We start from the raw sequence: 10,602 nt of genomic DNA, 5'->3' as shown, positions 1-10,602 counted from the left end.
ATGTAAAACCTCATAAATCTCATGTAAAACCTCATAAATCTCATGTAAAACCTCATAAATCTCATGTAAAACCTCATAAATCTCATGTAAAACCTCATATATCAGGATAAACCCATCAATTTGGTAAAAAGGGTAACAGACAAAAATTTTATTTAATGTATACAACATTAAACCTATTAAATTAGGTGCTTTTTGAGCCTCAAAACCCCCGAAAATCAAAGGTTTCAGAATCCCAACCACCTCATTATGTTGACTGTAATGCTACCTTATGCATAAGAATGAATACTTTCAACTTTAGCGCTAACCCACTCCGGGAACCCTCACAGGGGTAGGTTTTTAACAAAGACGTGAGGTGTGGGGTGTAGGGGGACCGGGTGTAGGGTGTGGGTGATAAGAAAATATACTTAATTGTCTTGATGCTTTGCGCGAGTGGGGGAAACCCCCGCATTAAGGCGCTGCATCGCTTGTCGTTGTCAGCCATGCTTTGCGCGAGTGGGGGAAACCCCCGTGAGGCCACTGCATCGCTTGTCTGTACCCCCACACCCCACACCCCACACCCAATACCCCACACCTGAGGTCAAAGTAAAAAACCTACCCTTATGAGCTCCGGGAACCTGGGGCGGGATTTTTGTGGTTCATTTATATCAATTTACTGATATACAAAAATAATGGGTTATTTATCCCATTCATGAATGGGATAAAGGTGATGTTCACTCCCTGAAAAAAAAAGGGGGGTGGAAATACCGGAATCAAATTATTTGTTAACAGCTCAAACGACCATATATCTTGATTATTACTTTCGTGCGCGTCTATATTTGGGGCAACGCGCACGCGGTGGTCTGAGACCCCCCTATTTTGTACCTCAGTAACTTGAACGAAAAAAAATCAGGGTGGAAGCCGCCGCAGGAGGCGCGCGAGCTCGTAGGGTGGGCAGTGGATTAGACCGATTTAGAATCTAACAATTGGTTTAGTAACCACTGCCCACCGACTAGGGAATAGTAGAAGATTACTTGTAGGGTGGGCAGTGGATCAGACCAATTTCTAATCTAGCCATTGGTTTGGTAGGCACTGCCCACCCAGCCCTTTCAACGTGTACTATTCCCTGTATAGCAATAAAAAAAATCGGTCAAGGTCTGGTTAACCCCAAGTCTTGACCGATTTCTATTTTGTAAGCTTCCACAAGTACAACTGAGCTGCACTCAACTCTAAATCGCTGTCTTGATGCAGTCGCTCATGGGGGAGACCCCCAAGACCGCGCTGCATCGCTACTGATAAACTAGTACATTCTTATCGAATTAGTCAGCAACTACTCGAAAGTAACTACATCCCAACTCATCATTCATTCTGATGTATACCCCTCCACAAAACAATTTTCACCATTCATAGTCGCCAGGGCGATGCCCTGGCAATTTACTATCCTAGTCTAGGTATAAGTATCGAATCAGAAAGGTCGTAACCTGACCAGATTTTCCGGTAGGCTCGAAAGCGCTCCACTCGTCGGGATAGGCGTATTTAAGGGAATAGATAGCATTAATTGTTTTGCGAACTTGTTTAGGAGAACCGATCAAGATGTGCTTGACTTTTTTAGGTTTACGACCTGGTTTTTCAGGGTTGGTATTTTCATCGGAGTTGGGTGGAAGGTTGTTATTCATCAGTAGTAATTCCTTAAAACTGCTTACACTATTAATATATAAATAAATTAACTAATTGTCAAGGTATTTAGGAATTTTTTTTTATTAATAAATTGAAAATGGCTATAATAATAAATAGGTACTAAATAATAGTAAATATAAATATATCTGATATTTACTGTATAAATGCTATAGCTTTTATCATTTATTACTCCTGCTGCTAAGCTCCCTGCTCCCTTAGTTAAAATACTATATATATTTTTTTGTTATAATAAGGTATAAAACCATGAGATTCATCAGTCCTAAAACTGACTTTGCTTTCCAGAAAATATTTGGTTCAGATCAGAGTAAGGATATTCTGATTTCTTTTCTAAATGCTATGATATACTCTGGTAATTCCGTCATCCAGGATTTAGAAATTATTGATCCTTATAGCGCGGGGGATGTAGTGGATTTAAAAGACACTGTCTTGATGCAGTCGCTCATGGGGGAAACCACGCCAGTTGCTCATGGGGGGAACCCCCAAGACCGCACTGGCTCCCCAAGACCGCGCTGCATCGCTATTTAGATGTTAAGGCAGTATTAGAGGATGGAACAACTGTCATCATTGAGATGCAACTCTGGAATGTGGAAGCTTTCAAGAAGCGAGTGGTTTATAACTTGTGCAAAACCTATGGAAATCAACTGCAATTGGGACAGGGATATTTCGATCTAAATCCAGTCATTGTCTTGATGCAGTCGCTCATGGGGGAAACCACGCCAGTTGCTCATGGGGGGAACCCCCAAGACCGCACTGGCTCCCCAAGACCGCGCTGCATCGCTGCTTTAACTATCACGGATTTTAAGTTATTCCCTTCCAGCGAGAAAGTAATTAGCTGTTTTTACTTTCAAGAGGAAGAAAACCACTTACCTTATCAGGAAAATGAAGTCAAGCTGGTGTTTGTGGAACTTCCAAAATTTACTAAGCAATTGGAAGAGTTAGAAAGTGTGATAGATAAGTGGATATATTTTATCAAAGAAGCGCCCAATTTAGAAATTATTCCTGACAACTTCAGGGAAATCCCACAGCTGGAAAAAGCGTTAACCATAGCGAATCAAGCGGGGTTGAGTGTGTCAGAAGTGGAAAAACTCCGCAAACAGGAAATGGTCTTGGAAGACGCGCGAGGTGCATTGAGTTTCGCGAAAAGGCAAGGACGAGAAGAAGGGGAAAGAAATTTACTATTGCGACTGCTTGAGAGCCGCTTTGGGAAACTAACGATTAATACAATCTCATTAATCGAAGCCTTGACCAACGAAGACCTAAACCGTTTATCAGAATCAATCTGGGATTTTCAGACCAGTGAGGACTTACTCAACTGGCTGCAAGAGCACTCTAATTAAAAGTCTAAATTTTTAATAAAATTAATCCTATGGTGGGCAGTGGTTGATAGCAATTAAAAAGCTAATAATCTCGAAGCTAAGCACTGCCCAACCTACATTTATAACTTACCTAATCATTATTGGAATGGTCAAATTCATAAACGTAAAACAGGCGACTTAACCTTTTCAATGAGTAGCCTATGGTTGCTAGAATAATTGCTCCCGCAATCCCTAGCCAGAATCCGGTTGGAGGTATTACTTTGAAGGGAGATATAATCACGGCATCTGCAGTCATTGCCATCTTAAATGCTACAGCCCGGGCATCCATAACTATTCCGATTAATAAACAGAGGGCCGCCGCTCCATAACTGATTACCACAGCACGATTGATGTTGGTCAGAGCCTTTTGACAAACAACACAATCTTTAGTATGAGTTGACCACACATCAAAAAGCTGCGTTTTATCTAACTCAGGATTAGGAAGTTGGTCATTGATACCTGAATCCCAAGGAATTTTACCTCCTGCTCTCGTTTTAAACCACTGACGAAAGGTGATTACCATTTTGTCTTGAGGATTGGGAGTATAAACTGTCTTGAGCCAGTCTTGCTGTTGTCGTCGAGCCAAGGTTTTTTCTTGGTAGTGAAGGAATACTAAGTCTTGATGCAAAAATACTGAAGCCAAGACATGACCCAACCAAATTGGCATTGGTAAGGCAAAAAATCCTAAGCCTTCTGGTGTTTTTCCCGCTTCATTCTTGACTAAGACCTGACAACCAATATGACGACACCAGCCAGGACGAGTAGGAATGGCATATAAGGCTAAGATTAATTTTCCGCCATCGTTATAGTTAGTAACAATTCTCATATGACAGGGAGGTTGAAAGTCATGAACTGCTTCGGCTACCTTTTCAACGGTGGGGTTAATAGCAAAGGAAAATCCTTCTTGAGTGGATATTTCCCTAAGACCAGGCATATCATAATACTTGGCATCTTCATAACGACTACCCATAATACCGTGATGGGAAACCGGTACGTGAGCAGGATCAGCAACATTTTCCATGAAAAAGTCCCAGCCATAGGGCAAGTCGCGGATATTCCAAAATAGCTTGACTACTCGATCGGAATCTGATTCTAGTTCGGGAATTAAACGGGGTTTTCTCAACTGACTTTCCTGTTGAGCCTTGGTTCCCGATTCTGGCCATACCCAGAGTAAACCTTGATTTTCCTGAGTTGGATAGGCAACAGCACAGGATTTAGGATTCGAGCAGTTTTTAAGTTCAGTCTCCTGGTCTTGGGATTGAGGAATACTGACACAATTTCCTTGAGCATCGAAACGCCAGGCGTGATAAGCACACAATAACGTTCCATCAGACTCCACACGTCCTTCAGAAAGAGGAGCTAATCGATGGGGGCAAAAATCTTCAAAACAACGCCATTTACCAGACCCATCCCGCCATAACACTAGCTCTTTACCGAGTAACTGTATTCTGTGAGGACGAGATGGCGCGAGGAATTCAACAACGGCTACTGGATACCACTGTTTTGTCCATTGAAATGTTTCGTCTTCTTTAAAGTGAACTTGTTCCCTTGACTTATCAAGACTTTTGTTCAAATTAGTTAAATTGGCTTCAATCGTCATACTTTTCGGGAATACTTTGTTCACAAAGATAACAGCGCTTGCCGTAACTTCAATCATTATCCACCGAAACTACTCAATCTGAGGCAGGTGGGTAGTGCTTTATACCAATTAAAAGGCTGACCATCTCGAAGGTAAGCACTGCCCACCCTACATCTGCTGGTAAAATAGCTATATTAGACTTAATGTCTAGTATTCTTCCCTAAAAAGTGATGAAAACCCTTGGAGCATCTGAGGCAAAAAACCGTTTTGGTGAACTGTTGGATTTAGCTCGAAGAGAGCCAGTACAAATTACTAAAAAAGGGCGTAATGTGGCTGTTGTTATTGGGTGCATCTCATATTTGTAAAAAATTTGCGTAGGGTGTGTTAGGGGGGCATCATTTTCCGCCTCGTAGCCAGGGTTTAGACAGCCCGCCCCGTAACGCACCACCTTGTCAAACAACAAAAATGAGATGCACCCGTTGTTATTTCTATAGAAGAATTTGAAAGGTTATTAGAGTTAGAAGAGGAACTTATAGCTATCAAAACTGAAAAAGCACAACAAGAAGGATTTATTGGGGTGTCAGAAAGTGAGCAGCTTTTGGAGGATATTCAATAGAAATTATTATTTGGGTGAGTGACAAAGGTTATCCTTTTAAGGCAAAAGGCAAAAGGCAAGAGGCAAGAGGCAAAAGGCAAGAGGCACCCACCCCTAACCCCTCCCAGGAGGGGAAGGCAAGAGGCAAAAGGCAATATTAAAGATAGTTTTCAGGGAATCAGTATCCCAAAAAACTGTACCTCTTATTAAGTCATAAAAACGCTATAAAAGAAATGATGATGAAGATAAATCCTAGGGTGGGCAGTGCTCGAAACCGATCAGTAAGCCATGTCATCGGGGGAAAACACTGCCCACCGACAGGAAATTGACTGGGCTACTCCACCGCACTCAAACGCGATTGGCCGTAGGCCACGCTACGGGAACGCACTAAATTTTCAAGAATATTAAGGAGCGTAGGGGTAGGCTGTGCTCAAAACCGATCAGATTAGCTTTTCATCGGAGGAAAACACTGCCCACCACCAACAAAAAAAGGAAAAAAAAAGTTACTTCAAGAAATCATAACACAATTGATCCCACTGGTGGGCAGTGCTGGCGGACTAATTCAAAAGCTGATCATCGCCAAGGTCAGCACTGCCGAGCCTACTGTGATCTCTGGTGGGCAGTGGTTGTACCCAATTCAAAACCTGATCATCGCCAAGGTCAGCACTGCCCACCCTACTCTGCTCTGTGATCTCTGGTGGGCAGTGGTTGTACCCAATTCAAAACCTGATCATCGCCAAGGTCAGCACTGCCCACCCTACTCTGCTCTGTGATCTCTGGTGGGCAGTGGTTGTACCCAATTCAAAACCTGATCATCGCCAAGGTCAGCACTGCCCACCCTACTCTGCTCTGTGATCTCTGGTGGGCAGTGGTTGTACCCAATTCAAAACCTGATCATCGGCAAAGTAAGCACTGCCCACCCTACTCTGCTCTGTGATCTCTGGTGGGCAGTGGTTGTACCCAATTCAAAACCTGATCATCGGCAAAGTAAGCACTGCCCACCCTACTCTGGTCTCAAAAGCGAACGCACTGGTGGGCAGTGGTTGTACCCAATTCAAAACCTGATCATCGCCAAGGTCAGCACTGCCCACCCTACATCTCAAAAGCGATCGCACTGGTGGGCAGTGGTTGTACCCAATTCAAAAGCTGATCATCGCCAAGGTCAGCACTGCCCACCCTACTCTGGTCTCAAAAGCGATCGCACTGGTGGGCAGTGGTTGTACCCAATTGAAAAGCTGATCATCGCCAAGGTCAGCACTGCCCACCCTACATCTCCCGACTCCCGACTCCCGATTCCCGACTCCCGACTCCCGGAATATATTAAAATATGTAAAGAAACTGAAAGGATAAGGGAGAATGCGCTTAGCAATCGTTGGTGCGGGGCTCGCGGGCATGGCCACAGCAGTAGAATTAGTGGATGCTGGTCATGAGGTGGAAATTTTTGAATCCCGTCCCTTTGTGGGGGGAAAGGTGGGCAGCTGGGTAGATAAGGATGGCAATCACATCGAAATGGGGTTGCATGTCTTCTTTGGCTGCTATTACAACCTGTTTGACCTGATGAAGAAGGTGGGAGCGTTCCAGTTTCTGCGCCTGAAGGAGCATACTCACACTTTTATTAATCAGGATGGACGCAAGGGTGAGCTAGACTTTCGCTTCATTACTGGTGCTCCCTTTAATGGCCTAAAAGCTTTTTTTACCACCTCCCAACTCTCTCTCCAGGATAAGCTGCAAAACTCCATTGCCCTGGGGATTAGCCCTCTGGTGCGTGGCTTGATAGATTTCGATGGCGCAATGAAAACGATTCGTGACCTAGATGCCGTCAGTTTCGCTGATTGGTTTCGGGGTCATGGTGGTTCCGACGGTAGTTTAAAGCGGATGTGGAATCCCATTGCCTATGCTCTGGGTTTCATCGATACCGAGAACATTTCTGCCCGTTGTATGCTAACGATTTTCCAGTTATTTGCCGCTAGAACCGAAGCATCGGTACTACGAATGCTAGAAGGCTCTCCTCATGAGTACCTCCATAAACCAATTATTAACTATTTAGAGGAAAGAGGAGCAAAAATCCACACTCGCCGCCAAGTCAGGGAAATTCTATTTACTGACACTCCAGAGGAAACCCGAGTCACTGGTTTAGTGATTGCCAAAGGGGAAACGGAAGAAACCATAACCGCTGATGCCTATGTCTGTGCCGTTGATGTGCCTGGTGTTCAACGGCTGTTACCGAAATCATGGCGCAAGTGGTCCGATTTCGATAATATCTACAAGCTGGATACGGTACCAGTGGCCACGGTCCAACTACGATTTGATGGCTGGGTCACAGAGCTTCATGATGCCGAGAAACGCAAGCAACTCCAAGAAGCAGCAGGGATGGATAATCTACTGTATACTCCCGATGCTGACTTTTCCTGCTTTGCTGATTTAGCTCTCACTAGTCCTGGTGACTATTACAAAGCCGGTGAAGGGTCACTGATGCAGTTGGTACTAACCCCAGGAGACCCATTTATCCGACAAAGTAATGATGCGATCGCAAAACATGTGCTTCACCAAGTCCATAATTTGTTTCCCTCCTCACGAGACTTGACCATGACCTGGTCTAGTGTCGTGAAACTCGCTCAGTCTCTATACCGGGAAGCCCCTGGCATGGACCCCTATCGCCCTAACCAAAAAACACCAATCCCTAATTTCTTCCTAGCCGGTAGCTATACCCAACAAGACTATATCGATAGTATGGAAGGAGCTACCCTATCCGGGCGTCGTGCTGCTAAGGCGATTGAGTCTTTGGTTAATTGAGGGAATAGGGAATAGGGAATAGGGAATAGGGAAAGAGAGGGGAGTTTGGGGAGATGGGGAGATGGGCAATACTGGCTGGATTTTGGATAAATCCCCCCAATCCCCGTCGGGATCCCCCTCCCGTCCCCCTTAATAAGGGGGAAGCTAGAACAGCCATAGCTTTTTTGTTCATGGGCAGGGGCTATTGTTCCCCCCTTTCTAAGGGGGGTTAGGGGGGATCTCCACCTCACTGCATCGCTTTTATGATATTGTTGCGGTCAATTCTTGTTTCTTTTGCCTCTTGCCTTTTGCCTCTTGCCTTTTGCCTAACAACTGCAGCGAAGTCAAAAATAATACTTTACGAACCTAAAAGCCCATGTCTGATTGGCTGGAACATAGTGTACAAGTTGAAGTAGAAGTTCCCATTGAGTTAGCGTGGGAGCTTTGGTCAGATTTAGAGCAAATGCCGCGCTGGATGAAGTGGATTGATTCAGTAGAAGTCCTAGAAGACGATCCTGATTTATCCCGCTGGAAACTTGCCAATATGGGCTTTGAGTTTAGCTGGCTGTCTCGAATTCTGAAATTAGTTCCACATCAGATTATTCAGTGGGAATCAGTAGATGGTTTGCCCAATCGAGGTGCAGTGCGCTTCTACGACCGTAAAGATAGCAGTATCGTTAAGCTCACCATCGCTTACGCAATTCCCGGCATTCTTGGTCAGTTAATGGATAACTTATTTTTAGGTAACTTAGTTGAGTCTACTATCCAGGAAGATTTAGAACGATTCCGGGATTATGCCCTGAAAGTTAAAGGGTAGGAGTGGAGAGGGTGGGGAGTGTGGGAGGTGTGGGGAGATGGGGAGATAGGGAGATGGGGGGATGGGGAGATGGGGAGATGGGGGGATGGGGAGATGGGGAGATGGGGAGATGGGGAGATGGGGGGATGGGGAGATTTAATAGTATATCATATTAACCCTTCAACCAGCTAACCTACCCTTCGGGAACGCCAAGGGCGAACAACCAAATAACCTTCAACCTTCAACCTTCAACCTGCTAACCTTGGCCTTTGGCCACGCTACGCGAACAACCTTCAACCTCCTAACCTTCAACCTTCAACCTTCAACCTTCAACCTTCAACCTGCTAACCTTGGCCTTTGGCCACGCTACGCGAACAACCTTCAAGTTTCCCCAGCATGGTACGAACTACGAACCAAAGGACCGGAACGAACATGGGCAAACCCCATATCCCGTGCGATCGCACCTAGCTCATCAAACTCTTCCGGTGTCCAGTATTTTTGTACCGGCAGATGTTGGAGGGAGGGACGCATATATTGACCGAGGGTGATGCGATCGCATCCAATTTTACCTAAATCCGCCATGGCCTCAATAACTTCTGCTTTGGTTTCCCCATGGCCCAACATTAATCCGGACTTAGTGGGAATGGCGGGATTTATTTGTTTGACAATGCTGAGCACATCTAGCGATCGCTGATATTTTGCTCCCCGGCGCACCTTGCCCTGTAAGCGCTGCACTGTTTCAATATTGTGGTTGTAACAGGCTGGCTTCGCCTCCACCACCGTGGCTATCCGTTGCTGTTGCAACTGTGCTGAAGTTTGATCCTGCTCACCTTTACCCCCCCAGAAATCTGCCGTTAGCACTTCTATCTCAGTACCTGGATTGAGTTGGCGGATCGCATCCATCGTAGCGACAAACCAACCGGCACCCTGGTCTGGCAAATCATCCCGAGCCACAGAGGTCAGCACCACATACCGCAACCCCAACAACTGTACCGATTCCGCTACTTTTTGCGGCTCCTCTGGGTCTAGGGCCATGGGAGCATGACCTTTATCCACTTGACAAAATGCACAAGACCGTGTACACGTCGGTCCCATCAACAAAAATGTAGCAGTTTTCTGAGAATAGCACTCACCTCGGTTCGGGCAACGTCCCTCTTCACAAATGGTGTGAATCTGCCGTTGTTTAATAATCCGCTGCACCGTTGAGATGTCACTAGCATTACCAATCGGACGTCGCAACCAAGAGGGGAGTGCAGTAATTTCTGAACGCCATTGTTTTTGTGTTGTCATGGGGAGTCGGGAGTGTGGGGAGTGTGGGGAGTGTGGGGAGATGGGGAGATGGGGGGATGGGGAGATAGGGAGATGGGGGGATGGGGAGATGGGGGAGAGGTAAGAAGTAGTTGCTGATCGATAAGAAGGTATCTTTGAAATGATTATTCTGGCGTAACTAAGCATTATACAGCGTTTTTCAATGCTATCAGGTACACAGGATTTTTGGTGTTGCTTAATAATGGAATAATTTTAATAGTGCCAGTAGAATAGGCATCTTGCCTGTGGCTGTTGTCGGTAGAATAGGCATCTTGCCTGTGGCTGTGGTCTGTAGAATAGGCATCTTGCCTGTGGCTGTGGTCTGTAGAATAGGCATCTTGCCTGTGGCTGTGGTCTGTAGAATAGGCATCTTGCCTGTGGCTGTGGCTGTGGTCTGTAGAATAGGCATCTTGCCTGTGGCTGTGGTCTGTAGAATAGGCATCTTGCCTGTGGCTGTGGTCTGTAGAATAGGCATCTTGCCTGTGGCTGTGGTCTGTAGAATAGGCATCTTGCCTGTGGCTGT

Annotated in this window: 13 protein-coding genes and 1 pseudogene; 9 read left to right on the top strand and 5 right to left on the bottom strand. The window is 45.5% G+C overall.

Going from position 1 to position 10,602, the window contains the following annotated elements:
• On the bottom strand, positions 1–240 hold a 240-nt coding region (locus F6J99_RS34060; protein ID WP_293119753.1), incomplete at its 3' end, for a hypothetical protein.
• A 189-nt stretch (positions 241–429) separates the two neighbouring features.
• On the opposite strand from F6J99_RS34060, the gene F6J99_RS34055 reads away from it, so the two are divergent.
• Positions 430–603 (top strand): hypothetical protein, encoded by a 174-nt coding sequence (locus F6J99_RS34055; protein ID WP_293119751.1) that lies wholly within the window; start codon positions 430–432, stop codon positions 601–603.
• A gap of 815 nt (positions 604–1,418) precedes the next feature.
• On the opposite strand, the gene F6J99_RS34050 is transcribed toward F6J99_RS34055, so the two are convergent.
• Positions 1,419–1,652 carry a hypothetical protein gene (locus F6J99_RS34050; protein WP_293119749.1) on the bottom strand — a complete coding sequence of 78 codons (234 nt, stop codon included), beginning with the start codon at positions 1,650–1,652 and terminating at the stop codon, positions 1,419–1,421.
• 265 nt (positions 1,653–1,917) lie between these two features.
• Here F6J99_RS34050 and F6J99_RS34045 point away from each other — a divergent pair.
• Positions 1,918–3,011 (top strand): annotated as a pseudogene (locus F6J99_RS34045) (Rpn family recombination-promoting nuclease/putative transposase).
• Positions 3,012–3,120: 109 nt separating this feature from the next.
• On the opposite strand, the gene F6J99_RS34040 reads toward F6J99_RS34045, so the two are convergent.
• Entirely contained in the window at positions 3,121–4,686 is a 1,566-nt protein-coding gene (locus F6J99_RS34040; protein ID WP_293119747.1) for a Rieske 2Fe-2S domain-containing protein, read from the bottom strand.
• 152 nt (positions 4,687–4,838) lie between these two features.
• Here F6J99_RS34040 and F6J99_RS34035 point away from each other — a divergent pair, with 152 nt between their 5' ends.
• The 7 genes from F6J99_RS34035 to F6J99_RS34005 all read left to right on the top strand — a co-directional run bounded on the left by F6J99_RS34035 (position 4,839) and on the right by F6J99_RS34005 (position 8,947).
• Entirely contained in the window at positions 4,839–4,973 is a 135-nt protein-coding gene (locus F6J99_RS34035; protein ID WP_293119745.1) for a type II toxin-antitoxin system prevent-host-death family antitoxin, read from the top strand.
• 757 nt (positions 4,974–5,730) lie between these two features.
• Positions 5,731–5,976: a hypothetical protein gene (locus F6J99_RS34030; RefSeq protein ID WP_293119743.1), complete on the top strand. Its 246-nt coding sequence runs from the start codon at positions 5,731–5,733 to the stop codon at positions 5,974–5,976.
• 99 nt (positions 5,977–6,075) lie between these two features.
• The gene (locus F6J99_RS34025) at positions 6,076–6,633 is read left to right on the top strand and encodes a hypothetical protein (RefSeq protein WP_293119741.1); all 558 of its coding nucleotides are present in this window, start codon (positions 6,076–6,078) and stop codon (positions 6,631–6,633) included.
• A complete protein-coding gene (zds, locus tag F6J99_RS34020; protein WP_293119739.1) occupies positions 6,560–7,996 on the top strand; it encodes a 9,9'-di-cis-zeta-carotene desaturase in 1,437 nt (478 codons plus the stop codon). The genes F6J99_RS34025 and zds overlap by 74 nt, the downstream gene beginning before the upstream one ends.
• 53 nt (positions 7,997–8,049) lie before the next feature.
• Positions 8,050–8,208 (top strand): hypothetical protein, encoded by a 159-nt coding sequence (locus F6J99_RS34015; RefSeq protein ID WP_293119737.1) that lies wholly within the window; start codon positions 8,050–8,052, stop codon positions 8,206–8,208.
• Between the two features lie 143 nt (positions 8,209–8,351).
• Positions 8,352–8,792 carry an SRPBCC family protein gene (locus F6J99_RS34010; protein ID WP_293119735.1) on the top strand — a complete coding sequence of 147 codons (441 nt, stop codon included), beginning with the start codon at positions 8,352–8,354 and terminating at the stop codon, positions 8,790–8,792.
• An 11-nt stretch (positions 8,793–8,803) separates the two neighbouring features.
• Entirely contained in the window at positions 8,804–8,947 is a 144-nt protein-coding gene (locus tag F6J99_RS34005; protein WP_293119733.1) for a hypothetical protein, read from the top strand.
• Between the two features lie 205 nt (positions 8,948–9,152).
• Here the strand turns inward: F6J99_RS34005 and lipA are convergent, their stop codons facing one another.
• Both lipA and F6J99_RS33995 read right to left on the bottom strand, forming a co-directional pair.
• Positions 9,153–10,061: a lipoyl synthase gene (gene lipA, locus F6J99_RS34000; protein WP_293119731.1), complete on the bottom strand. Its 909-nt coding sequence runs from the start codon at positions 10,059–10,061 to the stop codon at positions 9,153–9,155.
• 214 nt (positions 10,062–10,275) lie between these two features.
• Positions 10,276–10,602, bottom strand: a 327-nt coding sequence (locus F6J99_RS33995) for a hypothetical protein (protein ID WP_293119729.1), incomplete at its 5' end; no start/stop codon positions are given.

The sequence above is a fragment of the Moorena sp. SIO4G3 genome (genome assembly GCF_010692305.1).
Lineage (GTDB): Bacteria > Cyanobacteriota > Cyanobacteriia > Cyanobacteriales > Coleofasciculaceae > Moorena > Moorena producens_A.
The sequence above is the reverse complement of the archived record's forward strand: the minus strand, read 5'-3'. Positions and strand labels throughout refer to the sequence as shown.